The sequence below is a fragment of the Streptomyces sp. NPDC001513 genome (assembly GCF_042894695.1).
In the GTDB taxonomy this organism is placed as follows: Bacteria; Actinomycetota; Actinomycetes; order Streptomycetales; family Streptomycetaceae; genus Streptomyces.
Genome location: NZ_JBIAVU010000001.1, coordinates 73,846 through 97,747, shown reverse-complemented (window position 1 = coordinate 97,747; position 23,902 = coordinate 73,846). Strand labels below are relative to the sequence as shown.

Here is a 23,902-nt window from a genome sequence, read left to right as displayed (position 1 = left end):
ACGGCGCGGCTACGGGGGCTCCACCTCCAGGAAGCGGCGCCGGCGCGGGCCCCGGTACTGGAGGCAGACCCACCCCAGCCGTTCCAGTACGGCCGCGCAGGCCGCGAGCCGCTCCTGCTCCTCCTCGGCCGCGCCGCCGCCCGGGGGCCCGAGCCAGGTCACCTGCACCCGCCCGGGCTCCGGACCGGAGGCCACCCGGTAGCCCGTCCGCGTGCGCCGGCCCTCCGCGTCCTGTGCCGACGGGGGGATCCCCGCCGCCTCCAGTACGAGGGCCACCGCGCGCGGCGGCTGCCGTACCTCCCACGGCGCGGGAACCTCCGCGCCCGCCGGGCCGTTGACCAGGCGACGGATCTGCAGCAGCCCCTCGTAGGCCGTGCGCAGCTCGGCCTCCCGCCGGCCGGGGGGCGCGGCCGGGCCGTCACCGGTCGCCGGCTCGAAGCCCTGCCCGGGTACCGTCATCGGCTCACATCCTCCCCGCTCGGCGGGTGCCCGACGGGCCCCTCGCGAGCCCGTCTGAGTACGTCGTGCCCAACGGCCTGAGTATCCGCCCCGATTCCCCGCCGGGCCGCCGCTGGTCGAATGGGGTCATGACTTCCGAGGCCCCGCGCAGCGCGACCGTCCGCCCGCGCATGCAGCACGTGACCACCGCAGGATCGGCCCTGGCCGTGGCGTTGGTCCCGCTCGTCGTCGGCGTGCTGTTCGCCAAGGCGATGGCCGCCGACCCGATGACCCCGGTCAACGCCCTGATCGCGGGCGGCGGTCAGCGGGCCGCCCTGCCGCGGGGTGAGTGGAAGCGGCGCGGCCACAGCACCCTGCGCCGGTTCCGTACGGTGCGGCGTGACACGGCGCGCCGGTGCGCCCACGTCCGCGGCCACGTCTGTGGCCGCCGACCCTGATCCCTCGGGGCGTCAGGGCGTGGCGAGGGGCTCCTGCAGTTCGGTGACCCACTGGTCCGGGTCCTCGGGGCAGGAGAGGGTCAGCTCCCGCGCGTACCCCGCCGAGCGGTGGCCGTGGGCGTCGATCCACCGCGCCAGGGCCTGCGCGGTCGGCAGTACGCCGTCCATCGCGCCCCGGTGCACGACGGTCGCGGCCCGCTCCACCCCGGGCAGCGTGACGATCCGCACCTCGCCCCCGAGGTCCTCGGCGCGGACCGAGGCCGCCACCGGAAGGCCGGCGTGGACGAGGACCGCCGTTCCGGAGTCCGTGCCCGGCGCGTCCTCGTAGTAGGCGGTGCCGGGACCGGCCGGGACGACCCCGGCCTCCTCGACGCGGCGGCACAGCTCGTCGTAGAGCGGGCCGATGACCGGGCCGATGTCCTGCGGGTCGAAACTCCCGGCCGTGCCGGTCAGCTCGGCGAGCCGGACGGGCGGGAGGCTCTTCACGACGATGTCGTCGGCAGGCATGTATCCCTCGCTTTCGATGGTCCGGAGCCTCGCCTCGACCTGGACCAGCCGGGCCGCCGCGGCGGCCATGGCGCTCTCCAGTTCCGCCTGCCGCAGCCGCAGCATGCCGCGCAGCTCCTCCGCGCCCACCCGCTCGTCGAGGATGGTCGCGACCTGGTCGAGGCTGAAGCCGAGTTCCTTGAGCGCGATGACACGGTTGAGGCGGGCGAGCTGCCCGGCCGCGTAGAAGCGGTAGCCGGTGAAGGGGTCGACACGCGCCGGGCGCAGCAGTCCGAGGGCGTCGTAGTGACGCAGCATGCGGACCGACACCCGGCCGTGTTTGGCGAAGTCTCCGATGGTGAACATGACGTGCTCCACTGCAAGGCCTGACACAGGGGGAGGGTCAAGCCTCGCATGTGGAGTGGGGACGGTCAGCGGCCGTACTGCCGTAGGCACAGGTCGACGATGGACGGCGGTACGACCCCGTCCGCGGCCGCGCAGAGCTCGTCCATGCGGGGCGGCGGGGCCGGCCGAGGGCGCGGGTGCGGGTGCGCGGTCGCGGGCCCGGGCACCCGCGTCCGCCGGGGCGGCACCGCCTTGGCGCGGGCCCGCTCGCGGGAGGGCGCGGGCTCCGGGGCGCGGCCCCGTTCCGCCGCCGGTTGTGGGTCCGGGTCCGGGTCGGTTTCGGGGGTCGCGGGCAGTTCACCCAGGGGCAGCGCCAGGGGGGTCGGGAGCTCGGGCGCGTCGGCGGGCGGCACGGAACCGCGTACGGGAACCGGAGCCGAATCCTGCGGTGCGACGGAGACACAGCCGGCGCTCGCGAGGAGCACGACGAGGGAGAGGGGCACGGCCCGGCGTAACTGCATCCGACCACCTTGCCGTACGGTACGGCCCGCCCGTTTCCCCACTTCACCCGTCCGGGTGATGTGATCCCCATGGTTGACACCGGGGTGTGTGGGAAATGGGAACGGCAGTGCGGGTGACGGGGGAGGCGCGACCTCCGGAGCCCCGCGCCACCGTGTCCTGCCCGCCGAACGCCCGTACGGAGTGCCCGTCCATGACCTCAGCCGCCGCGCCCGGCAACCCCGCGCCGCCCCCGGATCCCACGGCCCGCCCCACGGCCCGCCCCGCGTCCCTGCCCTCGGCCGCGTCCCTGCCCGTCTCCCTGCCAGGGGCTCGATCCGAACCGGGGAGCGCACTCGGATCGGGTGGCGGACTCGCGCCGTGGAAGGGCTGGGCGGCCGTGTGCGCCGTCGCCCTCGGGATCTTCTGCCTCATCACCTCCGAGCTGCTCCCCGTCGGACTGCTCACCCCGGTCGGGGCCGACCTCGGCGTCTCCGACGGGACCGCCGGGCTGATGGTCACCGTTCCCGGGCTGGTCGCCGGATGCTGCGCCCCGCTGGTCACCGTCGGCGCCGGCCGGCTCGACCGGCGGCTCGTCCTGTGCGTGCTCATCGCCCTGATGGCCGCCGCCAACCTTGCCGCCGCCCTCGCCCCGAACTTCGCCGTCGTGCTGGCGGCCCGCCTGCTGGTCGGCGTCAGCGTCGGCGGATTCTGGGCCATCGCGGGCGGACTCGCCGTACGCCTCGTCCCCGGGCGCCACGTGGGCCGGGCGACCGCGCTCGTGTTCGGCGGTGTTCCCACCGCCTCCGTGCTCGGCGTACCCGCCGGCACCCTGCTCGGCGAACTCGGCGGCTGGCGCACCGCCTTCGCGGCGGTCGGCGCCCTCGGCCTCGTCACGCTGACCGCCCTGCTCCTGCTGCTGCCCCCGCTTCCGCCGACCCGGCACATCACCTTCCCGGAACTGCCGGCCCTGCTCCGCGAGAACCCCGCGGTCCGGGCCGGGGTGATCGTCACCTTCCTGGTGGTGACCGGGCAGTTCGCCGCCTACACCTTCGTCCGGCCGATCCTCCGGGACGTCTCCGGCATCGACGCCGCATACGTCAGCACGCTCCTGCTCGGCTACGGCGTCGCCGGTGTCGCGGGCAACTTCCTGGCCGGGACCCGGGACGCCTACCGGACCCTGCTGGTGGTCAGTTCCTCCCTCGCCGTGATCCTCGCGCTGATCGCCGTCCTCCCGGGACCGGTCGCCGGGACCACGCTGCTGCTCGCCTGGGGACTCGCGTACGGAGGGGTCTCCGTGAGCGTGCAGGGCTGGATGATCAAGGCGTCCCCGGACGCGCCCGAAGCGGCCTCCTCGCTCATGGTGGCCATGTTCAACCTCGCGATAGCCGCGGGCGCGCTGTTCGGCGGCCTCGCCGTCGACGGCATCTCCGCACCCGCCGCTCCGCTCGGCGGAGCCGCCCTGATGCTCGTGGCCGCGTGCACCGTCTGGGCCACGGCGGTCCGCCGCACCGACAGACGGGACGGCAAGGCCGATACCGGACATCCGGCTTGACCCGGACCCCGCCGGAGGGAAAGAGTGCGCCGATCAAGAACCACCGCTTGAGCCGCACTTCGGAGATACGCCAGATGTCCCCATCCGTTCGCACATCGCCCGCCCCGGCCACGGTCGGCGGTTCTCCGGCACTCGGCACCCCCGGCGTCCCCGCCACCGGTGCCCCCCTGGCTCCCGCCGCCCGGCGGCGCAGAGCCTGACCGGCCGGGTGGGGGCCGGCACCGCACCGCCGCGCCGGCCCCCGTCCCAGCCGGGGAGCCACCATGTCCCAGGACCCTGATGAGAGCGGGCTCGTCCCCGACGACCACCTGCTCGTACGCCCGTACGTCGGCCCCTCGGGCCGACCGCCCCGGCCGACGGCGCCCGCCTGGCCGCAGACCGGCCCCCTCGCCTTCCCCGGCCCGGCGCGCGCCCCGCAGGCCGGTGGCCCCGCTCCGGTTTCCACCCCCGCCGTCGCCCCCGCGGGCGTGCGGGATGCGGCGGACGGCGGGAGCCGCGGCCGCAGTCGGCTTGTGCCGGCCGTCGGCACCCTGCTCGCACTCGCCGTGGTCGGCGCCGTCGTGCTCCTGCTGAACGGGCCCGAGCCGGAACCTCCCCGGGCCGGGCGGCCGCCCGAGCTGTCCGTGCCCGTGCTCCCGGCGCGCAGCCCGGACGCGGGCGTCGGCGGGGAACCCGGGCCGACCGCATCCGGACGGGCCGGGGCCACCCCGGCCGCCCCGACGGCGGAGCCTTCCGGGAGCGCGAGCGCGAGCGCGAACGCGAGCGAGGGTCCGGAGTCGACGCCCTCGCCCAGGGCGTCGGCGGGACCGTCGGGTGCCGTCGCCCCCGTGACCCTGCGGATGGGGGACAAGGGACCCGAGGTGCGCGCCCTTCAGGAAATGCTCTACGGGCAGGGGTTCACGTACGTCTCCGTCACCGGCGTCTTCGACGGCCAGACCAAACGCGGCGTCGGCCAGCTCCAGCGCGACCGGTCCATCAAGGGCGACCCGCAAGGCGTCTACGGGCCGGCCACGCAGGCGGCCATGAGGTAGTGCCGCTTCGGGGGCCTTCGCGGGTCCTGCGGCCCTGAAGGGGCTCAGCAGCCGCCGGAGACCCGCAGTACGGTTCCCGTCGTGTACGAGGCGTCCGGGGACAGCAGCCAGGCGATGGCCCCGGCGATCTCCTCGGGCCGGCCGGGCCGCCCGAGCGGGATTCCGGCCGCGGCCCGTGCGGGCCGGTCGGGATCCCCCATCGCCGCGTGCATGTCGGTCTCGATGATGCCGGGAGCCACGGCGTTGACCCGGATCCCGTCCGGGCCGAGCTCCTTGGAGAGGCCCACGGTCAGCGCGTCGGCGGCCGCCTTGGTCGCCGCGTAGTGCACGTAGTCTCCGGGGCTGCCGAGGGTGGCGGCCGCCGAGGAGACGTTCACGATCGCCCCGCCACCGGACTCCGCCATGTCCCGGGCGGCCCGGCGGCAGCACAGCAGGTACCCGAGGAGGTTCACCTCGACCACCCGCCGCAGGTCCTCGGTCCGGGCGTCGGCGAGCCGGCCGAGCGGGCCGGTCACCCCGGCGTTGTTGACCAGGCCGGTCAGCGTGCCGAGTTCGGCTCCGGCGATGTCGAAGAGCCGCTCGACGGCGCACTCCCCGGAGGTATCGCCGCGTACGGTCACACAGCGGGCCCCCGTGGCCCGTACCCGCTCGGCGACGGCCTCGGCGGCCGCCTCGTCGCGGACGTAGCCCAGGGCCAGGTCGTGCCCGTCGGCGGCCAGCCGCAGCGCGGTCGCCGCACCGATGCCCCTGCTGCCGCCGGTGATGACGGTGACAGGACGACGAGGACGTGACACGGGAGCCTCCTGCGGACGGTGGAACAGCGAATGCCGGAACAGCGAATACAGGAACGGCGGATGTCGGAACAGCGGATGCCGGAACAGCACGCGCGGTGCGGCAGGCTAACACTGTGATAATCGCTGGACCAGCGAAAATGGCGCGCCGGAGAGTGATCGTCACCGACGCGCCGCAGGACCGGCACGTCGTCCGCGTCCCAGACGACTGCAGGAGCCGTCCATGTCGACTTTGAGAGTCACCGCCGAAGAGCTGACCGTCCACGAGCACCCGAACGCCGACGCGTTGGAGCTGGCCCAGGTGGGCCTGTACCGCGCCGTGATCGCCAAGGGTGCCTACCGTACGGGCGAGTTCGCGCTCTACATACCCGAACAGGCCGTGCTGCCCGCCGGACTGATCGAGGAGCTCGGCCTCACCGGACGGCTGGCCGGCGGCTCCGCCGACCGGGTCAAGGCGGTCCGGCTGCGCGGCGAACTCTCGCAGGGCCTGGTGTGCCGCCCGCGTGCGCTCGCCGACGTCGACCTCGTACAGGCGGCCAAGGAGGGCACGGACTTCGCGGAACTGCTCGGCATCACCAAGTGGTCCCCGCCCATCCCCACCACCATGAGCGGCGACGTCGAAGCCGCCGCCGATCTGATGCCGTGGGTCGACATCGAGAACCTCCAGCGCTACCCGCACATCTTCGAGCCGGGGGAGCAGATCGTCCTCACGGAGAAACTGCACGGCACCGCCTGCCTGTTCACGTACGTGGTCCAGGAGGAGCGGTCGATCGTCTCCTCCAAGGGGTTCGGATCGAAGGGGCTGGCGCTCAAGGAGGACGAGCGCAACCTCTACTGGCGGGCCGTACGCGGCCACGGCGTGCCGGCCGTCGCCGCGGAGCTGGCCGCCCGCCTCGGCGCCACCCGGGTGGGCATCTTCGCCGAGGTGTACGGCGCGGGCGTCCAGGACCTGGCCTACGGGACCGACGTGCGCACCGCCGACACGCCCCCCGGGTACGCCGTCTTCGACGTGTCCGCCGAGATCGACGGGCAGGTGCGCTGGCTGGACCCGGTCGCCGTCCTGACGGACGGGGAACTGCCGCTGGTGCCCCGGCTGTACGAGGGCCCGTACGACCTCGACACCGTGCTGGAGCTGGCGAGCGGCCGCGAAACCGTGTCCGGGCGGGCCGTGCACCTGCGCGAGGGCGTCGTGATCCGTCCCGCGACGGAGCGCTACAGTCCGGTCGTCGGCGGCCGTTCCATCGCCAAGGCGGTCAGCCCGGCCTACCTGACCCGCAAGGGCGGTACCGAGTACGAGTGATCGACCGCCTCGCCGCGGAGACCGGCGCCGAGCGCTGGGAGGCGTACCTGGAGCTGGACGTGGTGCTCGGGCGGATCGCCGAGGGGGCGGACGGGCGGCTCGACTTCCAGGCGGCCTTTCCCGTGCACGCGTGACCTGCTGCGTCTGACCGGCCGCGTCCGACCGGCCGGGCCGTGTGGGACGCGCCGCGCCGCGTTCGCCCCGCATCGTGGGGCGGGCGCGGCGTGCGTGGTGGGATGGACCGGGGGCGGGTCCACCAGCACACGGAGAGGTCGGGTACATGTCCCAGTCGGGCCGGAGCAACCAGGAAACCATGCGGGCGATGGCGTACGAGACGTACGGCGGGACGGAGGTGCTCTCCGAGATCCGGCTGCCGGTGCCCAAGTACGGCCCGGGTGAGGTGCTCGTCCGGGTGAAGTACGCCGGGGTCAACCCCGTCGACTGGAAGATCATGTCGGGCGGGCTCGACGCCCTGATGGACGTCGTCCACCCGGTGATCCCCGGCTGGGACGTGGCCGGCACCGTCGAGCGCGTCGGCATCGACGTCCCCGAGTACGCCGAGGGCGACGAGGTCATCGCCTACGCCCGCAAGGACTACGTGCACGGCGGGACCTTCGCCGAGTTCGTCACCGTGCCCGTACGCGCCCTCGCGCACAAGCCCGCCTCGCTGAGCTGGCCCGAGGCCGCCGGGCTCCCGCTGGCCGGGCTCACCGCGTACCAGCTGCTCACCCGCCTCGGCACCGGCAAGGACGACACGGTCCTCATCCACGGCGCCGCGGGCGGTGTCGGCTCGCTCGGCGTGCAGATCGCCCGCGCGCTCGGTGCCCGCGTCATCGGCACCGCCTCTCCGCGCAACCACGACCGGGTACGCGAACTCGGGGGCGAACCCGTCGAGTACGGAGACGGGCTCGCCGACCGCATCCGCGCCCTCGTGCCCGACGGGCCCACCGTCGTCGCGGACTTTGTCGGCGGCGTCGGCGCGGTCACCCGGGAAGTGCTCCACTACGACGGCCGGCACGCCTCCATCGCCGATCCCAGCGTGCTCGGATCGGGCGGCCAGTGGGTCTGGGTCCGTCCGGTCGGCAGCGACCTCGCCGAGCTGGGCCGGCTCGCCGACGCCGGACAGCTGAAGGTGCCGGTCGCCAAGACCTTCCCCCTGGCCGAACTCGCCGCGGCCTTCGAACTCAGCCAGGGCGGGCACACCCCAGGCAAGATCGTCATCGAGGTCTGATCCCGCCCGCAGGGCGAGCTGCGTCAGGTCAGGTCCGGCACCTCGCCGCAGGCCGCCCGGGCGACCTCGACCCCCGCCAGGCCGGCCCGCCACGGGCCGGCCAGCGCGGCCAGCTCCGCCGCGTCCGGCGGGGCGGAGCCGAGGCCGATCGCGTAACGGGCGAGGCCCGGGCCGGACTCGAAGGGGCGCGGCCAGGCGTGCGCGTCCGTGACGCGGGCCGCCTCCAGGGCGCCGAGCAGTGCCCGCAGCCGCCCCCGCACGCGGCCCAGGGTCTCCTCGAAGTCCCCGCCGGGCGCGCGTACGGTCACCACCGCCCAGGCGGCGTGCCGACGGTGCAGCGGCGGAGGGGCCACCAGGGCCCGGCCGGCACCGTCCGGGCTGGCCTCCAGCAGCTCCCAGGCCCGGTACAACTCCTGGACCAGCAGGTCGCGCAGGCCCGGACCCACCTGGGCGGTGCAACTGCGCACCGGCTCCGAGGGCGTGAGCACCGTGACCGGATCGAGCACGGGGAGCGCATCGAGGACCGGGTGCGCATCGAGGGCCGGGGCCGGTCGGCCCTCCGCTTCCGCATCCTGACCCTCAGCCGCCGCCGGATCCGCCGGCGCCACGGCCGCCGGCAACAGCCCGACCGGCTTCCGCCAGTCCCAGGCGGCCCACCGGCCGAAGAACTCCCGCAGCAGGTCGTCCGGCGGCAGCGCCCCGGCCTCCTGGACCGTCCGCGCCGCGAGGACCGCCCAGGCCAGCCCCGGCAGCCCGCCGAACGGCGCCGAGTCCAGCCCGCGGGCCCGCGCCCACGCCTTCACCTCCCGCGCCAGCCGGGCGAACGCGGCGTGCTCCGCGCCCACCCGCTCCCGTACGGCATCGGCGTCGCTCACCGCGCTCAGCGCGACGGCGGCCGCCTCACCCAGCTCCGCCCGCCGTGCCACCGCGTGCGCGGGATCCACGCCGTCGGCGGCCACCGTCACCAGGTCCACGGACAGCGCCCCGACGCGGAAGCGCAGGCCCGGTACCCGCGCCCCCGTCACCTCGCGCAGCGGCCCGGCCTCCGGCAGGGCCGCCGCCAGCCGGTCCCGTACGGCGGTGACCCCGTCCGGCCCGGGCAGCACCGCCACCAGGTCCAGGTCGGCCTCCGGCAGCGCGCAGCCCATCCGGCGCGATCCGGCCAGGTGCACCTCCGCCCCGACGAGGGCGGCCCGGACACGGGCGGTGACCTGCTCGGCCCGGTCGGGCCCCCGTCCGCCCGTCTCACCCCGGTCCCGGTCCGGCTCCGGTGCCCAGCGCACCTCGCCCGTCCCCAGCGCCACCGTCGCGCGGACCCGCATCGGTCCGTCCCCGCGCCGCGAGAGCACCGCCAGCTCCCCGACCCGCGAGGGCACGGCGCCGCGGAGCCGCGCCGTGAACTCCGCGACCGCCCGCTGCGGGTCCTGGCTGCGGCCGAGCGTCAGATGCGGGGTGTACCCCTCGGCGCGTCCCCGGCAGCCCGGGAACCGCTCCGTCAGGGCGCGCCGGAGTTCCTGCCACGGCCCCTCCCCGGCCGCCGCGGGATCCAGCCAGAGGGTGGCGTCCTCGCGGTGCCCGAAGCTGTGTACGCCCTCCAGCCGCACGTCGAAGGGCCCCGTCCCGGCGGCCGCTTCGGCCAGCAACGGCAGGGCCTCGTCGAAGGAGGACTCCGGCACGAAGCCGAAGAGCAGGTTCACGTGCGCGGGCCAGCGGCCGGCCTGCGGGTCGTGTCGCTCGCGCACCTCCCGTACCGCGTCCGGCAGCTGCGGCGGCAGCCACGCCACCGCCGTCCGTGCGGTCGCCGGTACGTCGAGCCGCGCCGGGCCGGCGCCCGGCGCCCCGAACTCCACCGTCGCCTCGACGCCGAAGTGGTCGGAGATGAACAGCCCCTCCGCGGCGGGCGCGTCGCCGCGCAGCGCCGCCCGTGTCACCCGGGCGCCCGTGGACCCGAGCAGGATCCGGTCCAGCCGGGCCGCCCGCCCGGACAGCGAGCCCACCGCGGCCAGCGGATTGGCCACCGGATCGAAGGTCGGCGTACCGTCCGCCGCCCCGTGTACCTCGCTCCAGGCGTCCCGCATGCCGAGTGCGGCCGCGGGCCCCTCGGCCCCGTGGCGGCCGTCGTTGAAGTCGCCCAGCAGGGCCACGGAGGCCTCGATGCCGCCCAGGCCCTCCGCGAGCCGGGCCAGTTCGGCGTCCCGCCGCAGGTGCCCGTTCTCGGTGTGGTCGCTGGTCAGGTGCGTGGCGGCGACGACCAGGGGGCCGGCCGCGGTGTCCACCGTCACGGCGGTGACCGCCTTGTGCTTGCCGAGCAGGTGCATCCCCGCCTCCCGCACCGGCAGCCGGCTCAGCACCAGCAGCCCGCACTCGGCGACGTCCCGGCCGCCGGGATCCGTGCCGAGCGTGTACCGGGCGCGCACCCACGGCGCCGCCAGCAGCATGCCGACCAGCTCGGGCTCGACCTCCTGGAGCGCGATGACATCGGCGTCGGCGGCCGCCAGATCCGCCAGCAGCAACGGCCTGCGCCGGGCGGTGGCGATGCGCGGGGCGTCGTACCGGTCCCAGAGCGTGTTCCAGGTCAGCAGCCGCACCGCGGTGGGGCCCGCCGCCGGCCCGGGGGGCGGCGGCTGTGCGGGCCGCCAGGCGCCGCCGCCGGCCGGGTCCCACGCGTACGGGGTGCGCGCGGTGAAGAACGGGGCCCGCAGCAGGCGCGGATCGCGGACCCGCCCCGCCGCGCTGACATCGATCCGGTCCACGCCCGTGGCCCGGTCCCAGACCAGTTCGCCGTCCGCCTCGACGAACAGCACCCGGTGCCAGGGGATGTCGCCGCCGGGTACGAAGGAGGGCAGCGGAACCCGCTTGGGCGCGGCCCCGCGCTGGAGCAGGCCGAGCACGAACCGCGCCGGATCGAACCGCGGGTCCCAGCGGACCTGGTGGTAGAGCTGCTCACTGGTACGCATCAGAACTCCCCGCGGATCGGATCCGGGCCGTCCGCGAGGCCGCCCGCCGTGTCCTCGACGTCCCCGCCCGCACCGATGTACCACGTACGGTGCGCCTGGCCGGCGTGCGGGGGACTGAACCGGTGCAGCTGGGAGGCCAGCACCTGCGCCGGCACCGGGTGCGTGCGCACGGAGTTGCGGCGCAGCAGCTCCGGCTCGTCGACCAGTACCACGGCGTGGGTGACGAGCGCGTCGCGGCGCCGCGCGACCGAGCCGGCCAGGCCGCGCTGCTGGTCGGTGAGCGAGGTGGCGTCCCACACCACGGTTCCGCCCCGGGCGAGGGCGGCGTCGAGGAGGTCCAGGCCCTGGCCCAGCACGTCCGCGTTGGCCCGCTGGTCGGCGCGGGAACCCCGGGCGGTGCGCAGGTCGTCAAGACTGATGTACGCGTCCACGCCGGGCAGGCCGCGGCCGAAGGTGCTCTTCCCGCTCCCCGAGGGGCCGCTGAGCTGCACCAGTCGGGGAAACGTTCCGTCGCGCCACTTCCAGGTCGCCGCCACCGCCTCCTCGACGACGGCGCAGCCGACTCCGGGATCCCGGCCGAGGCGCGCGGCCGCGATCCTTCCCTGCCCGAAGGCGCGCCGGGCCTCCGCCCAGCACCGGTCCGCCGCGTCCGCGTCCAGCCCGGCCAGGGGCTCACGCAGCGCGGCGCGCAAGGCGTCCAGCGGGTCCGGGCCGCCGAGCAGCCCCGCTTCCTCGGCCCACAGCGCGGACCACTCCACCGCCTCCCGCGCCTCCGGCCCGTCGGCCAGCGCCCCGGCGAGCGCGTGCAGCACCCCGAGATCGGCCGCCATGGCCATCCGGACCAGTCCGGCCCGCCGGTCCGCGTCGGGGAACGGCCGCTGCACGTACGGGTACAGGCCCACCAGGTCGCCGACCCGGCGCGCGAGCCCCATCCCGGCCGGGCCGGCCGCGAGCCGCGCCGCGATCCGGCCGCGCGGCTCGCGCCGCAGCAGGGCGGCCAGTACGCCGGCCAGCCGGTCCTCGCCGGTCCGCCCCGCCCCGTCGATCCGGGCGGCGACCTCGGCCACCTCACCGGCGACGTCACCGGCGGCCTCGTCCACACCGGCATTGTCGGCGGCTCCGCCCGCGCCGACGGCGGCGGCCAGCCCCGCCACGTCCGGCTCGGCTCCCGACCGCACCGCCCACAACGGGGCCGCCGCACCGAGCCCGTTGGGCACGACCTCGGCGAACATCCAGTGCGTACCGGTCTGTACGTGCCCGCTCCGCACCCACTTGGCCACGCACCGCCCGAAGTCCTGGCGTGCGAAGCCGGCTGCCGTCCGCACGACGTAGCCCTCCTCCCGCGCGGTGTCGAGCTTCAGCCTGCGCAGCGTGCGCGCGTCGAAGGTGCCCCGCCACAGCACGCGCGGCGTGGGCACCCCGAGGCCCCGCAGGAACCGTACGGTCCGGTCCCAGTCCAGGCAGTGGTCCCCGTCCCACACCGAGAACCCGTAGAACCAGCTGTCCAGATCCTCGTACGGGATCGAGTGCCGGGCGTAGAGGTTCTCCCCGCACACCCGCCAGCCGGCCGGAATCCCCGGGCCGATCCTGCCCTGGAGCCCCTTGACCCATGCCCGCGAGGGATGGTGCGCCGAATCGAGCGAGCGGGCGTGCAGGCCGTCCGCGTACAGGGTGGTGTTCTCCCCGTCGAGCTTCTCCGTCACCACCACCTCGCGCCCGGCCAGCCCCTCCAGTCCGAGGGCCCGGACGTCGTCCGCCGAGGCCCCGGGGGACCAGGGCAGGTGCGGCGTACGGGGATAGTGGGTGCGCATGATCCGCTCCTGCTCGACGACGTGGTGCCTCGTCACTGTAGGTATCCGGAGCCGACCCATCCACCCAATAACCTCAATAACCCCACGGGGGAGCAACCCCGTGGGGGATCCGGGACCTTCGGGGCGCTCAGTAGCCGAGGGTGAACCGCCGGCCCGCGTGCGCGTCGAGCTCGATCTCGTCGAGCACGGCGACGGCGTAGTCCTCCGTCGAGATCCGGCTGCGGCCCTCGTCGTCGACGACCAGGTCGTCGAGCGCCAGCCGGTACGTGCCCGTGCGCTCGCCCGGAGCGATCTGCGCGGCCGGGCTCAGGCAGGTCCAGTGGACCTCGTCCACGGGCACGGTCCGCAGGAAGTCCAGGGCGTCCCCGTGGGCGTGCATCAGGGCCAGCACGGGCTCGGGAACGCCCGCCTGGTCCCAGACCCGGGGGCCGCCGGGGGTGCGCAGCGAACCCGCCCCGCCGACGACCACCACCCGCGGCCGGGGCGTGTCCGTGCCGAGCGAACGCACTCCGCCGATCAGCGACTTCGCGGCGGCCACGAGAACGGCGGGATCCCCGGAGCCGGGGCCGAACGCGCTGATCACCACGTCCTGCCCGGCCGCCGCCCCGGCCACGGACGCCTGGTCGAGCACGTCGCCGCGCACCACCGCGGTGGCCCCGCCGCCGGAATCCGCGAGCTTCGCGGGATCGCGTACGACCGCCGTGACCTCGTGGCCGCGCCGAACCGCTTCGCGCAGCACCTGGGTTCCGATGCTGCCGGTCGCGCCGAAGAGGGCGATCTTCGCCATGACAACTCCCTGGGGATGGAAGGCCGTACGGAACCCCGATCGAGCCCCGCCCCACCATCCAACCGAACCACCCCACCCCCACCCGTCAGCCGTGCCGAAACCAACCGGACGATCCGCCCCAGCCGGGCGACGATGGCGGCGAGCCGGAGTCCTGCGAGGCGGATGTGGCGGTTGGTCGTTCGACGTCAGCCGGGCAGGGCACGGGGCGCCGGTATGATCAGCACTCTCATGGAAAGCGCGATGCGAACAGCGGAGCGGGGCGGCGCGGGACAGAAGTACGCTCTGACCTCGGACGAGGAAGACGCCGACTTCTGGGGCTTCGCTCACGAGGCGGAAGGGCTGTTCGCGCCGCTGCCGCACGACCAGGGAATACGCCGAGTGCAGCTCGCGGGCTGCCTCCCGCAGGGTGGCCTACTGAAGAGCCTTGGCCACGTGGGCAGTCGTCGTGCCACGGCGGGGAACGCCTGGTTCGACCTCCTCGACGGCGACGGTGCCACCATGGGGTCCTACTTTGTCGGCGAGGTCACCGTCATCGACGCCAAGCCCTCGGCCCGCGGAGCCGGCCTCGTCGACCTCACGCTGACACTGTGGTGCGAGAACGCCCTGGCAGGAGCGGAACGAGCGTGGGACCTGATCCGCGCGGGTCACCTGGACCGCACCGGCATGTGGCACGAACTCGCCCCCGAGGACAGACACGCGTGGCTGTCGGTGGCGCTGTGGTCCCGGGAGTATCAGCGCCAGGGGAGACGCGACGCTCCGGCAGGCAAGGTGTTCACCCTGGACGGCCGGCACATCGTCGACGAGGACAGCTTCTACTGCGCGATCGGTGAGGCCGTCAACGGGCCCGGCGGCTACTTCGGCTGGAACCTCGACGCTCTGAACGACTGTTTGAGAGGCGGCTGGGGCGCGACCACTCCGTTCACCGTGCACTGGGATTCCTCGGCCGAGTCCAGGGCACGGCTGGCAGCGCGCGTGCCCACCGCCGACGGCGACGTTTCGCTGTTCGACCTGCTCCTGGAGATCATGGAGGAACGGGGCGTAAGCGTCGTCCTTCGGTGATGCGAGCGGGTGGCGCACTGCGGGAGCCGCTTACCGGCCAGGAGGCCGCACCTACGGGGCGAAGCGCTGGTCGGACGCCGCATCCGGGCGCGGGTGGGGCTCCGGCATCCAGTCGACGCCGCGGTCGCGCAGTCAAGCGCGGGCGGCCGCCATCGGGTGGAGGCGCCCCAGGTGCTCGTAGGCCGCGATGGTGACCCAGTCGGTGCTCAACGTGTTCGACGTGTTCGGCGTGTCCATGGCGACCATGATGCATCCGCGCGCCCTGCCGCGCCCTGCCGCGCCCCGCCGGGCCGACCGCACCCGTCACCCGCACGGGTGCTGCCCCGGGGGCCGGCTCCTCGGGCGGATCCGGGCCATCGAACATACGATGGGCGGGAACCGGGGCGGGCGGCTCGCCGTGCCGCTGGTCCAGGCCGTCGTGGGAGACGTATGGCAGAGGTCGCCGACGCAGCACGGACCGTCATCCTGACCGTGGACGACGATCCCGGGGTCTCCCGTGCCGTCGCCCGTGACCTGCGACGCCGGTACGGCGCCGGGTACCGGATCGTGCGCGCCGAGTCGGGTGAGTCCGCCCTGGAGGCCCTGCACGAGCTGAAGCTGCGGGGCGACCTGGTGGCCGTGATCCTGGCCGATTACCGCATGCCGCAGATGAACGGCATCGAGTTCCTCGAACAGGCCCTGAACGTGTACCCCGGCGCACGGCGCGTGCTGCTGACCGCGTACGCCGACACCAACGCGGCGATCGACGCGATCAACGTCGTCGACCTCGACCACTACCTGCTCAAGCCGTGGGACCCGCCGGAGGAGAAGCTCTACCCGGTCGTGGACGACCTGCTCACCGCCTGGCGCTCCAGCGACTACCGGCCGGTACCCGCCACCAAGGTGGTCGGGCACCGCTGGTCGGCGCGCTCCTCGCAGGTGCGGGAGTTCCTGGCCCGCAACCAGGTGCCCTACCGCTGGTACTCCTCCGACGAGCCCGAGGGCCTGCGCCTGCTGGAGGCGGCCGGGGTCGACGGGCAGCGGCTGCCCCTGGTGATCACCCCCGAGGGCACCGTACTGGTCGAGCCGGAGCCGCCCGACCTGGCCGCCCACGTGGGGCTCGCGACGACGCCGACCGCCGAGTTCTACGATCTCGTCGTGATCGGCGGCGGCCCGGCCGGGCTCGGCGCGGCCGTGTACGGGGCCTCCGAGGGGCTGCGTACCGTACTCATCGAGCGGTCGGCCACCGGCGGCCAGGCCGGGCAGAGCTCCCGCATCGAGAACTACCTCGGCTTCCCCGACGGCGTCTCGGGCGCCCAGCTCACCGAACGCGCCCGCCGCCAGGCCGGCCGGTTCGGCGCCGAGATCCTCACCGCCCGCGAGGTCACCGGGTTGGAGGTCAACGGCCCGGCGCGCGTCGTCCGTTTCTCCGACGGCTCGTCGGTCGCCGCGCACAGCGTCATCCTGGCGACCGGCGTGTCGTACCGGCAGCTCCGGGCACCGGGCTGCGACGACCTGACCGGCCGCGGGGTGTACTACGGCTCCTCGCTCACCGAGGCCTCCTCCTGCCAGGGGTACGACGTCTACATCGTGGGCGGCGCCAACTCCGCCGGGCAGGCCGCGATGTACCTGGCGCGGGGCGCGAAGTCGGTCACGCTGCTGGTGCGCGGGGAGTCCCTGACCGCGTCGATGTCGTACTACCTGATCCAGCAGATCCAGGAGGCGCCGAACATCTCGGTGCGCACCCGGACCGTCGTCGAGGCGGCGCAGGGCGAGGAGCACCTGGAACAGCTGGTCCTGCGGGACGTGGACAGCGGTACGACGGAACTCGTCGACGCGCAGTGGATGTTCGTCTTCATCGGCGCGGCCCCGCTCACCGGCTGGCTGGACGGTACGGTGCTGCGCGACGAACGCGGCTTCATCCTGGCCGGACCGGACCTCACGGCGGACGGAAGGCCACCGGCCGAGTGGCCGCTGGACCGGCCGCCCTACCACCTGGAGACCAACATTCCCGGCGTGTTCGTGGCCGGCGACGCGCGGGCCCGGTCCGCGAAGCGCGTCGCGTCCGCCGTCGGAGAGGGAGCCATGGCCGTGATGCTCGTCCACCGGTACCTGGAGCAGTCGTGAGCGGGCAGGCGATGCCCTGCAGCCCGCAGGAGATCGCCTCGCTGTTCCTGTTCGAGAAGCTCTCCCCGGAGCAGCTCGGGCGGTTGTGCGCCGAGGGGCGCGTCGAACGGTTCGAAGCCGGCCCGGTGTACACCGAAGGCTCCCCGGCGACCTGCTTCTACGTGATGATCGAGGGCACCGTCGTACTGTTCCGCCGGGTCGGCGGCGACGACGTCGAGGTGAGCCGGACCTCGCAGCGCGGGGTGTACGCCGGAGCCATGCAGGCCTACCTGGGCGACCGGGTGCCTCAGACGTACACCAACTCGATGCGGGTGACCGAGCAGACGCGGTTCTTCGTGCTGCCCGCGCAGTCGTTCGCGGACTTCATGCAGGAATGGTTCCCGATGGCCGCCCACCTGCTGGAAGGGCTCTTCTTCGGCGCGAAGAACACCCAGCGGGCCATCGGCCAGCGCGAACGGCTCCTGGCCCTCGGATCGCTGTCCGCCGGACTCACCCACGAGCTCAACAACCCGGCCGCGGCGGCCGTCCGGGCCACCGCGACCCTGCGCGAACGGGTCGGCAAGATGCGGCACAAGCTGGCCGTCATCTCCCAGGGCGGCTACTCCCGCGAGACCATCGCCGACCTCATCGAAATCCAGGAACGCACCGTCGAACGCGTCGCCAAGGCACCGGCGTTGAGCCCCCTGGAGGCCTCCGACAGGGAGGACGAACTCGCCGACTGGCTCGACGACCACGACATCCAGGAGGGCTGGCGGATCGCGCCGACCTTCGTACAGGCCGGACTGGACACGGACTGGCTGGACCAGGTCGCGGCGACCGTGGCCGAGGACATCCTGCCGGCGGCCATCGGCTGGCTCAACTACTCGGTCGAGACCGAGCTGTTGATGGACGAGATCGACGACTCCACCACCCGCATCTCCCACCTCGTGGACGCGGCCAAGCAGTACTCGCAGCTCGACCGGGCCCCGCACCGCGTCGTCGACGTCCACGAACTCCTCGACAGCACCCTGCTGATGCTGTCCGGGAAGATCGGCCGCCGGATCAAGGTGGTCAAGGACTACGACCGCTCCCTGCCCGACGTGCCCGCCTACCCGGCCGAGCTCAACCAGGTGTGGACCAACCTCATCGACAACGCCGTCTTCGCCATCGGGAGCACCGGGGGCGAGGGCACGCTGACGGTCCGCACGGCGCGCGAGGGGGACCGGCTGCTGGTGGAGTTCCGCGACACCGGGCCCGGAATCCCCGGGGACATCCGCAGCCGCATCTTCGATCCCTTCTTCACCACGAAGCCGGTGGGTGAGGGCACCGGTCTGGGCCTGGACATCTCCTGGCGGATCGTCGTCAACAAGCACCACGGCAGCCTCCAGGTCGAGTCCGAGCCCGGCGACACCCGTTTCCAGGTGCTGTTGCCGCTCACCGCACCGGAAACCGATACCGATACCGGAGCCGAGGCTGCACGCGCAACCGGCACCGAGACCGCCGAGGAGCCCGTATGACCGACATCAAGGGAATCGACCCGAGCGTCCCGCCCGCCGGCACCGGCTGCGCCGACTGCGACGGGGTGGGCGGCTGGTGGTTCCACCTGCGGCGCTGCGCCCAGTGCGGCCACATCGGCTGCTGCGACTCGTCGCCGGCCCAGCACGCCACTGCCCACTGGAAGTCCGCCGGCCACCCCCTGGTGCAGAGCTTCGAACCGGGCGAGGACTGGTTCTGGGACTACGACCGCAACGAGATGTACGAGTCCGGGCCCGAGCTGACGCCGCCGGGCGGCCATCCCGCGGATCAGTCGGTCCCGGGGCCGGCCGATCGGGTTCCGCCGGACTGGACGCAGCGGCTCCACCGCTGAACGGGCTCGTCACCCCGTTCGGTCCGCGCGCCGCCGCGCGGGTGGCCGGTGCGGCGCAGGGCTGCGGGGGTGGTGTTGTACCAGCGCTGGACGGCCCGGCGCAGGGCGCGCGCGTCGGCGTAGTCGCTTCGGGCGGCTATCGCGTCGATGCTGAGGTCGGTGCTGTGGAGCAGCCGCGTGATCTGCTCCCGCCGTACGGTTTCGACCTCGTTGCTCCACGTGGCGCCGTGTTCGTCGAGGCGGCGTTGGAGGGTTCGGGTGCTGATGGCCAGCCTGCGCCGTCCGCGCCTGCGCGCTCGGCCTCTACCATCGCCGTCTCAGCGCGGCGGCACGGAGGACCCTCGTTCCCGTCCGCGTCTCCCTGGCCGCCAGGACTCCCGCCCGGCACGGCGCCCTGACCGAGCTCTACGCCACCCGCACCATCGAGTTCGAGGCCCCGGTCAGCTCGATCACCTTCCGCGCCGAAGACCTGAACGCCCCCTCGCCGCACGCCCAGCCCGGTCTGTCGACCGTGCTGCGCAGGCACGCGGACCAGACCCTCGCCTCCGCCGTCCCGCTGCGCAACTGGCTGGATCTCTTCCGCACCGCCGTGGCCTCCCTCCACGCGGAAGGCGCCCTGACCCTGTCAGCGGCGGCGCGGCGCATCCCAGACCCCGAGGCTGCCGATCTCCGACCGCCGGGTCATCACCTGGGCCACCTCGGTCCAGTGGGCGTGGACGGTGGCCAGTTCCGCGATGCGGATGCTCGTGAGGGCGGGGGGGCCGGCACAGGTCGTCGTTGAGGTGCTCGGGGGCCAGCCCCAGCAGGTGCGCGTACCCGGCCCGAGGTATCCCGAGCAGACGTGCCGCATTGACGTTCAGACGGGTGAGGGCGGAAGAGGTCGTGCCCTGGTGCGCGTTCGGGACCACAGGGGTCGAGCATAGACGAGTACGAATGTCCAGGTCATCGCGGCACCGCGGAGGCCGCCGGCCCCAATGTGGCGCGCAGGGTCCCCCCTTGGCGCGTCGGGTCCCCTTGCTGGCGTCCGCTGCCATGGGCCGGGCACCCTTTCCGGCCATAGCGTGGTGATCGTTCCCGCGCGGTGCGGACGGCACGTGACCCGGTGAAACACAGTCATGTCCGCCGCGGAGCACGGGAGATCCCGGTCGGCGCGGAGCCCCTCCACGTGGGTGGGGGCTCTGCAGCCCATCGGCCGGCGTCACCTTCCGCGCTCCGCGCCGCCGCCGAGGAGCGTCCGGCTCCCCGCCCGCGTGGCCAGGCGGAGCGCGTGTTCCAGTGGGCCGCGGCGCAGCGGGCTGTCCGCCCAGATCTGCTGCCAGGCCCACGTCAGGGCCAGCGCCGTGCCGCTGAAGGCCAGCCAGGCGGACCAGGACGCGGCGCCGTGCGCCGGACCGGCCAGCACCAGCGCGTGGATCACGTACGCGCTCAGCGCCATCGCCCCGAGCACCGCGAGCGGCCGCAGCAGGCGCGCGCCCGGCCGGTGCCGGGCGGCGAGCGCGCACAGGCCGATCAGGGCGCATCCCACACCCGCGTTGCCGAGGGTCTCCAGCGGGGTCTGGCTGTACGGATCGGCGACCAGCAGCCAGTCCCAGGAGGTGCTGGGCACGGCGCCGAACTGCCCGCCCAGCACCTCCCGTACGGGGTCGGCGGCGGCCAGCGCCTCCGGGTGGTGGACGGCGATCGCCTCCAGCAGCCGCTGCCGGGACCCGAACACATGGGAGGCGAGCCAGGCGGAGCCGTATCCGGCGACCGCGGCCGCCGTGCCCCACCCCGCCATCCGCCGCGCCGCCGCCCGTTCCCGCACGTCGAACAGCCGGGCGAGGGCCATCCCCGCCAGGACGTACGGAAAGTAAGTGGCCAGCGGATACGCCCCGATGAGCAGCAGCTCGCACACCACCGTGCCCAGCCCGGACCAACTCGCCAGGTCGGCGGCCTCCGGGACCAGGCCGCGCCCGGACGACCCGTACCCGAAGACCGGGCCCAGCAGGAACGACAGCAGCGGCCCCGCCACCACGGAGCCGCCCGCCACGGCGGCGAGCACCGGTGTGGACAGCCGGGTGAAGGGCTCGGCGGCCAGGAAGTACACGGCGAAGAAGGCCAGGATGACCAGGATCCCGGGCCACAACGAGGCCAGGAACAGCCCCAGTACGGCGAGCACGGCGCAGCGGATCAGCAGCGGACGCCAGCGCCGCGCCCAGCCGTCGGGCTGCCGCACCGCGTCCGGGCCGCGCTGGGCGAGGACCAGGGAGAAGCCGGCGAGGAGGGTGAAGAGCGCCGGGGCGCGTCCGTCGGCCGCGACGAGCACGTAACCGGCGCCCTCGGGCTGCGGGCCGGGGCCGACGTGCACGGCGAACATGCCGAGGACGGCGAGACCGCGCACGGCGTCCACCCCGGCCAGCCGGCCGCGGCCGCCGCTCCCGCCGGCTGCCGGGGCTACGAGTGAAGCCGCGGCTTCCGTGGGGGAAGCGCGTCGCATGGGGGATCTCTCCTCGGTCCGGCCGGGGCGTGCGTGACGTGGTCGGACCGGCGGTTTTCATGCCGCCAGTCCGCCAGCGGAAGGTACCAAGGTCGGCATAACCGCGTAATAAGGAGGTATAGGGGTGGCAAAGGCGAGGGTCGGGCGCCGCGGCGCGCGGGCGCCGTAACCCGGGGGCCGCGCCCGCTGTTGCACAGGCGGCGGGTCCACCCACGGTGAACGGAGTCCGATGCCGCAGCTGACCGACCAGGCCGAGACCGACCAGGCCGCAACAGACCAGGCCGAGACCGAACGGGTCGCGTGTGACCGGGCCGCGTGCGACCGGGCCGCCGCGCCCGACGATCACGGGCGGGCGGGCACCTGGATGACCCCCGAGGAGTACGGCGCCTCGCGCGCCGCCGTGTGGACCGCGGCCGTCGTCCTCGTCACCGACACCGACGGCCGGATCCTCGTCCAGAGCGTCGACTACCGCGCCGACCGGCTGCTCCCCGGCGGAGCAGTGGACGCGGGCGAGGCACCCTCCGCGGCCGCCGCCCGCGAGCTGCGCGAGGAACTCGGCGTCGACGGCCACTACCCGCGGGGCCTCGCCGTGGACTGGATCCCGGCCGACACCCCCGGCTTCCCGCCCGAGATGCGCTTCCCCGGCGAGATCCTGCACGTCTACGACGGCGGTACCTGGACCGCCGAGCGGATCGACGCCGTCCGCCTCCCGGAGCAGGAGGTCCTCGGCATCCACTTCGCCGAGCCGGCCGACCTGCCCGCCCTGATGGACGCGGGCGACGCCCGCCGCGCCCTGTCCGCCCTGCGCGCCCGCATCAACGGCTCCGGCACCGCCCTGCTGGAGGACGGCCGCCCCACCGCGCCGACCGCCCTCGACCGGCTCGGAGTGCTCCGCACCCGGCGGACCCCGCAGCACGGCACCTGGCACCCGGGTCCGGTCCCGGCGCAGTTGCCCGTACGGGACCACAGCGGCTGGCTGTTCGGCCCCGACGGCCGGGTCCTGCTCCTGATCGCCCGGGCCACCGGTACGGCCCATCTGCCGCCTCCGACGGCCGGATCGACCACGGGGGCCGTCCCGCTCGGCTACCGGCACGCCGGTGAGGGCGCCCACGCCCGTACCGCGGCCCGCCTCACGGGCCTTCCGCCGGCCGCGGACCCGTCGTACGCCCGGCTGCTGGCCACTCCCGAACAGGTCTGCGAACTGAGCGACTGGGGCCCGGCCGGCGCGGACGAACTCGCGGCGGTGCACACGGCCCGCGCCCGGCTGTCCCTCCCCGTCCCGACCCGGACACCGCCCACGGAACTCCCGGAGGACGGCGTGCGCTGGTGACGGGGCGGGCGGGCCCCGCCCCGGCCCCGGAAGCCGCCATGATCGGGAAATCCGGCCTCCGCCGTCCCCGGTCCCGCAGCATGGGGCCATGAGCGACAGTGCGATCACCTACACCCTGTACATCCAGGCCGATCCCGCCCGGGTCTGGCAGGCTCTCACCGACCCCGCCCTCACCCGCCGGTACTGGGGCCTGAGCTTCGAGACCGACTGGGCGGTGGGCTCCGCGATGGACTGGGTCGAGCGCGGGGCCCGCACCAGCGACCCCGAGCAGGTGGTCCTCGACTGCATCCCGGACCGCGTGCTCTCCTACACCTGGCACACCTTCACCCCGCAGTGGGCGGCCTCGGTCGGGATCGCCGAGGAACTGCGGGCCGAACTGGCCAAGGAGCGGCGCACGAAGGTGACGTACGAGATCGAACCGGTCGGCGAGACCCTGGCACGACTGACCATCCTGCACGAGGGGTTCGAGCCCGGCGGCACCCTGATCGGCATGTGCGGGCGGGCCTGGCCGATGCTCGCGTCGAGCCTCAAGACCCTGCTGGAGACCGGTGCTCCCCTGCCCGAGCCCGAACACGAGGGCGGCCAGGGAGCCGGCGGCCACGAGGCCCACGAGACCCGCCGGGACCGCGGGCCGCGCGAAGGCTGAACCCGCGAGGCGGAGAGCCGGCGGCCCGGCGCCCTGCCCGGCCCTCCGCCTTGTCCGGGTCCTCCGCCATGTCAGGCTGACGGCATGGGGCATACGCTGACGGGGATCCTGGACGCGGCGGCCGAGGGGCGGTTCCCGCCCCCGGACGGCGGCACCACCGTGGTCCCGCAGGAGAACCGGCGCGACGCGGGCGTCATCGCCTTCACCGCGCACTCCGTGGTGTTCACCGACGAGGACCCGGACTGGGTGCGCTCCACCCTCGCCGCCCTCGACTGCGACGCGCTCGCGGCCACCATGAACGCCCGCTTCCTGGCCGCGCTGCTGGACCGCACCGGACGCAGCACCGACACGATCGACCTGCTCACCGTCGCAGACCCGCTGCCCGGCGAACCCCCGCTGGAGCTCCGGGAGATGGCCGACCCCGACCACCCCCGGGTACGGCGGGCCCTGAAGCGCCGTGACGACGTACGGGTCTGGTCGGCCGACGGTGGGGTCCTCGTCCTCGGCCGCGGAGTCGGAGGCCGCTGGGAGACGGCGATCGAGGTCGACGAGGGCGCCCGCCACCGGGGGCTCGGCCGGGAACTGGCCCGCGCCGCCCGCCACCTCGTGCCCGACGGGCAGCCGGTCTGGTCCCAGCAGGCCACCGGCAACGCGCGCAGCATCCGCGCCTTCCAGGCCGCCGGATACCGGCCGGTCGGCGCGGAGTCCCTGCTGCTGGCCCCGGCAGGCTGAGAAACGGCTTGACGGGACC

At 74.5% G+C, this 23,902-nt stretch carries 22 protein-coding genes and 1 pseudogene; 14 read left to right on the top strand and 9 right to left on the bottom strand.

Going from position 1 to position 23,902, the window contains the following annotated elements; translation table 11 throughout:
• Positions 1-9 precede the first annotated feature (9 nt).
• Positions 10-459, bottom strand: a complete 450-nt coding sequence (locus ACFYZ4_RS00505) for a hypothetical protein (protein ID WP_384342513.1) — start codon at positions 457-459, stop codon at positions 10-12.
• Between the two features lie 128 nt (positions 460-587).
• Here ACFYZ4_RS00505 and ACFYZ4_RS00500 point away from each other — a divergent pair, with 128 nt between their 5' ends.
• Positions 588-896: a hypothetical protein gene (locus tag ACFYZ4_RS00500; RefSeq protein WP_351290975.1), complete on the top strand. Its 309-nt coding sequence runs from the start codon at positions 588-590 to the stop codon at positions 894-896.
• 12 nt (positions 897-908) lie between these two features.
• Here the strand turns inward: ACFYZ4_RS00500 and ACFYZ4_RS00495 are convergent, their stop codons facing one another.
• Together ACFYZ4_RS00495 and ACFYZ4_RS00490 are read right to left on the bottom strand one after the other, a co-directional pair.
• Positions 909-1,748: a MerR family transcriptional regulator gene (locus ACFYZ4_RS00495; protein WP_390782552.1), complete on the bottom strand. Its 840-nt coding sequence runs from the start codon at positions 1,746-1,748 to the stop codon at positions 909-911.
• Positions 1,749-1,813: 65 nt separating this feature from the next.
• Complete coding sequence (locus ACFYZ4_RS00490; protein ID WP_351290971.1) at positions 1,814-2,248, bottom strand: hypothetical protein; 435 nt, start codon at positions 2,246-2,248, stop codon at positions 1,814-1,816.
• A gap of 191 nt (positions 2,249-2,439) precedes the next feature.
• Here ACFYZ4_RS00490 and ACFYZ4_RS00485 point away from each other — a divergent pair, with 191 nt between their 5' ends.
• On the top strand, positions 2,440-3,780 hold the full coding sequence (locus ACFYZ4_RS00485; RefSeq protein ID WP_390782551.1) for an MFS transporter: 1,341 nt from the start codon (positions 2,440-2,442) through the stop codon (positions 3,778-3,780).
• Between the two features lie 263 nt (positions 3,781-4,043).
• Positions 4,044-4,811, top strand: a complete 768-nt coding sequence (locus ACFYZ4_RS00480; protein WP_390782550.1) for a peptidoglycan-binding protein — start codon at positions 4,044-4,046, stop codon at positions 4,809-4,811.
• Between the two features lie 44 nt (positions 4,812-4,855).
• On the opposite strand, the gene ACFYZ4_RS00475 is transcribed toward ACFYZ4_RS00480, so the two are convergent.
• Positions 4,856-5,605: an SDR family oxidoreductase gene (locus ACFYZ4_RS00475; RefSeq protein WP_390782549.1), complete on the bottom strand. Its 750-nt coding sequence runs from the start codon at positions 5,603-5,605 to the stop codon at positions 4,856-4,858.
• A 220-nt stretch (positions 5,606-5,825) separates the two neighbouring features.
• On the opposite strand from ACFYZ4_RS00475, the gene ACFYZ4_RS00470 reads away from it, so the two are divergent.
• The 3 genes from ACFYZ4_RS00470 to ACFYZ4_RS00460 all read left to right on the top strand — a co-directional run bounded on the left by ACFYZ4_RS00470 (position 5,826) and on the right by ACFYZ4_RS00460 (position 8,133).
• The gene (locus tag ACFYZ4_RS00470) at positions 5,826-6,902 is read left to right on the top strand and encodes an RNA ligase (ATP) (RefSeq protein WP_390782548.1); all 1,077 of its coding nucleotides are present in this window, start codon (positions 5,826-5,828) and stop codon (positions 6,900-6,902) included.
• Positions 6,899-7,036, top strand: coding sequence for a hypothetical protein (locus tag ACFYZ4_RS00465; RefSeq protein WP_390782547.1), 138 nt, complete (start codon positions 6,899-6,901; stop codon positions 7,034-7,036). The genes ACFYZ4_RS00470 and ACFYZ4_RS00465 overlap by 4 nt, the downstream gene beginning before the upstream one ends.
• A gap of 179 nt (positions 7,037-7,215) precedes the next feature.
• Entirely contained in the window at positions 7,216-8,133 is a 918-nt protein-coding gene (locus ACFYZ4_RS00460; protein WP_351291065.1) for an NADP-dependent oxidoreductase, read from the top strand.
• A 23-nt stretch (positions 8,134-8,156) separates the two neighbouring features.
• On the opposite strand, the gene ACFYZ4_RS00455 is transcribed toward ACFYZ4_RS00460, so the two are convergent.
• The 3 genes from ACFYZ4_RS00455 to ACFYZ4_RS00445 form a co-directional block, all read right to left on the bottom strand.
• Positions 8,157-11,090 carry a poly(A) polymerase gene (locus ACFYZ4_RS00455; protein WP_390782546.1) on the bottom strand — a complete coding sequence of 978 codons (2,934 nt, stop codon included), beginning with the start codon at positions 11,088-11,090 and terminating at the stop codon, positions 8,157-8,159.
• The gene (locus ACFYZ4_RS00450; protein ID WP_390782898.1) at positions 11,090-12,901 is read right to left on the bottom strand and encodes an RNA ligase family protein; all 1,812 of its coding nucleotides are present in this window, start codon (positions 12,899-12,901) and stop codon (positions 11,090-11,092) included. The genes ACFYZ4_RS00455 and ACFYZ4_RS00450 overlap by 1 nt, the downstream gene beginning before the upstream one ends.
• 127 nt (positions 12,902-13,028) lie before the next feature.
• The gene (locus ACFYZ4_RS00445; protein WP_351290957.1) at positions 13,029-13,688 is read right to left on the bottom strand and encodes an NAD(P)H-binding protein; all 660 of its coding nucleotides are present in this window, start codon (positions 13,686-13,688) and stop codon (positions 13,029-13,031) included.
• A gap of 240 nt (positions 13,689-13,928) precedes the next feature.
• Here ACFYZ4_RS00445 and ACFYZ4_RS00440 point away from each other — a divergent pair, with 240 nt between their 5' ends.
• The 4 genes from ACFYZ4_RS00440 to ACFYZ4_RS00425 all read left to right on the top strand — a co-directional run bounded on the left by ACFYZ4_RS00440 (position 13,929) and on the right by ACFYZ4_RS00425 (position 18,699).
• On the top strand, positions 13,929-14,747 hold the full coding sequence (locus ACFYZ4_RS00440; RefSeq protein WP_390782545.1) for a barstar family protein: 819 nt from the start codon (positions 13,929-13,931) through the stop codon (positions 14,745-14,747).
• Positions 14,748-15,176: 429 nt separating this feature from the next.
• Complete coding sequence (locus ACFYZ4_RS00435; protein WP_351290951.1) at positions 15,177-16,853, top strand: FAD-dependent oxidoreductase; 1,677 nt, start codon at positions 15,177-15,179, stop codon at positions 16,851-16,853.
• A gap of 11 nt (positions 16,854-16,864) precedes the next feature.
• Entirely contained in the window at positions 16,865-18,349 is a 1,485-nt protein-coding gene (locus ACFYZ4_RS00430) for an ATP-binding protein (protein ID WP_390782897.1), read from the top strand.
• The gene (locus ACFYZ4_RS00425; protein WP_351290949.1) at positions 18,346-18,699 is read left to right on the top strand and encodes a UBP-type zinc finger domain-containing protein; all 354 of its coding nucleotides are present in this window, start codon (positions 18,346-18,348) and stop codon (positions 18,697-18,699) included. The genes ACFYZ4_RS00430 and ACFYZ4_RS00425 overlap by 4 nt, the downstream gene beginning before the upstream one ends.
• On the opposite strand, the gene ACFYZ4_RS00420 is transcribed toward ACFYZ4_RS00425, so the two are convergent.
• Positions 18,636-18,965 carry a helix-turn-helix domain-containing protein gene (locus ACFYZ4_RS00420; RefSeq protein ID WP_390782896.1) on the bottom strand — a complete coding sequence of 110 codons (330 nt, stop codon included), beginning with the start codon at positions 18,963-18,965 and terminating at the stop codon, positions 18,636-18,638. The two genes, ACFYZ4_RS00425 and ACFYZ4_RS00420, sit on opposite strands and share 64 nt — an antisense overlap.
• Positions 18,966-19,048: 83 nt before the next feature.
• Here ACFYZ4_RS00420 and ACFYZ4_RS00415 point away from each other — a divergent pair.
• Positions 19,049-19,480 (top strand): annotated as a pseudogene (locus ACFYZ4_RS00415) (hypothetical protein); the annotation flags it as partial.
• A 417-nt stretch (positions 19,481-19,897) separates the two neighbouring features.
• Here the strand turns inward: ACFYZ4_RS00415 and ACFYZ4_RS00410 are convergent.
• Positions 19,898-21,175: a DUF418 domain-containing protein gene (locus ACFYZ4_RS00410; protein ID WP_390782544.1), complete on the bottom strand. Its 1,278-nt coding sequence runs from the start codon at positions 21,173-21,175 to the stop codon at positions 19,898-19,900.
• A gap of 229 nt (positions 21,176-21,404) precedes the next feature.
• Here ACFYZ4_RS00410 and ACFYZ4_RS00405 point away from each other — a divergent pair, with 229 nt between their 5' ends.
• The 3 genes from ACFYZ4_RS00405 (at position 21,405) to ACFYZ4_RS00395 (ending at position 23,883) form a co-directional block, all read left to right on the top strand.
• Entirely contained in the window at positions 21,405-22,505 is a 1,101-nt protein-coding gene (locus ACFYZ4_RS00405; protein ID WP_390782543.1) for an NUDIX domain-containing protein, read from the top strand.
• Positions 22,506-22,593: 88 nt separating this feature from the next.
• Positions 22,594-23,151, top strand: coding sequence for an SRPBCC domain-containing protein (locus ACFYZ4_RS00400; RefSeq protein ID WP_384349916.1), 558 nt, complete (start codon positions 22,594-22,596; stop codon positions 23,149-23,151).
• 84 nt (positions 23,152-23,235) lie between these two features.
• Positions 23,236-23,883, top strand: a complete 648-nt coding sequence (locus ACFYZ4_RS00395) for a GNAT family N-acetyltransferase (protein WP_384349911.1) — start codon at positions 23,236-23,238, stop codon at positions 23,881-23,883.
• The last annotated feature ends 19 nt before the right edge of the window (positions 23,884-23,902 follow it).

Coding starts and splice junctions, on each gene's coding strand:
- ACFYZ4_RS00460 (WP_351291065.1), top strand. CDS start 7,216: ATGCGGGCGATGGCGTACGAGACGTACGGCGGGACGGAGGTGCTCTCC.
- ACFYZ4_RS00395 (WP_384349911.1), top strand. CDS start 23,236: ATGGGGCATACGCTGACGGGGATCCTGGACGCGGCGGCCGAGGGGCGG.
- ACFYZ4_RS00480 (WP_390782550.1), top strand. CDS start 4,044: ATGTCCCAGGACCCTGATGAGAGCGGGCTCGTCCCCGACGACCACCTG.
- ACFYZ4_RS00470 (WP_390782548.1), top strand. CDS start 5,826: ATGTCGACTTTGAGAGTCACCGCCGAAGAGCTGACCGTCCACGAGCAC.
- ACFYZ4_RS00410 (WP_390782544.1), bottom strand. CDS start 21,175: ATGCGACGCGCTTCCCCCACGGAAGCCGCGGCTTCACTCGTAGCCCCG.
- ACFYZ4_RS00495 (WP_390782552.1), bottom strand. CDS start 1,748: ATGTTCACCATCGGAGACTTCGCCAAACACGGCCGGGTGTCGGTCCGC.
- ACFYZ4_RS00440 (WP_390782545.1), top strand. CDS start 13,929: ATGCGAACAGCGGAGCGGGGCGGCGCGGGACAGAAGTACGCTCTGACC.
- ACFYZ4_RS00490 (WP_351290971.1), bottom strand. CDS start 2,248: ATGCAGTTACGCCGGGCCGTGCCCCTCTCCCTCGTCGTGCTCCTCGCG.
- ACFYZ4_RS00455 (WP_390782546.1), bottom strand. CDS start 11,090: ATGCGTACCAGTGAGCAGCTCTACCACCAGGTCCGCTGGGACCCGCGG.
- ACFYZ4_RS00430 (WP_390782897.1), top strand. CDS start 16,865: ATGCCCTGCAGCCCGCAGGAGATCGCCTCGCTGTTCCTGTTCGAGAAG.
- ACFYZ4_RS00405 (WP_390782543.1), top strand. CDS start 21,405: ATGCCGCAGCTGACCGACCAGGCCGAGACCGACCAGGCCGCAACAGAC.
- ACFYZ4_RS00445 (WP_351290957.1), bottom strand. CDS start 13,688: ATGGCGAAGATCGCCCTCTTCGGCGCGACCGGCAGCATCGGAACCCAG.
- ACFYZ4_RS00425 (WP_351290949.1), top strand. CDS start 18,346: ATGACCGACATCAAGGGAATCGACCCGAGCGTCCCGCCCGCCGGCACC.
- ACFYZ4_RS00435 (WP_351290951.1), top strand. CDS start 15,177: ATGGCAGAGGTCGCCGACGCAGCACGGACCGTCATCCTGACCGTGGAC.
- ACFYZ4_RS00500 (WP_351290975.1), top strand. CDS start 588: ATGACTTCCGAGGCCCCGCGCAGCGCGACCGTCCGCCCGCGCATGCAG.
- ACFYZ4_RS00485 (WP_390782551.1), top strand. CDS start 2,440: ATGACCTCAGCCGCCGCGCCCGGCAACCCCGCGCCGCCCCCGGATCCC.
- ACFYZ4_RS00400 (WP_384349916.1), top strand. CDS start 22,594: ATGAGCGACAGTGCGATCACCTACACCCTGTACATCCAGGCCGATCCC.
- ACFYZ4_RS00505 (WP_384342513.1), bottom strand. CDS start 459: ATGACGGTACCCGGGCAGGGCTTCGAGCCGGCGACCGGTGACGGCCCG.
- ACFYZ4_RS00450 (WP_390782898.1), bottom strand. CDS start 12,901: ATGCGCACCCACTATCCCCGTACGCCGCACCTGCCCTGGTCCCCCGGG.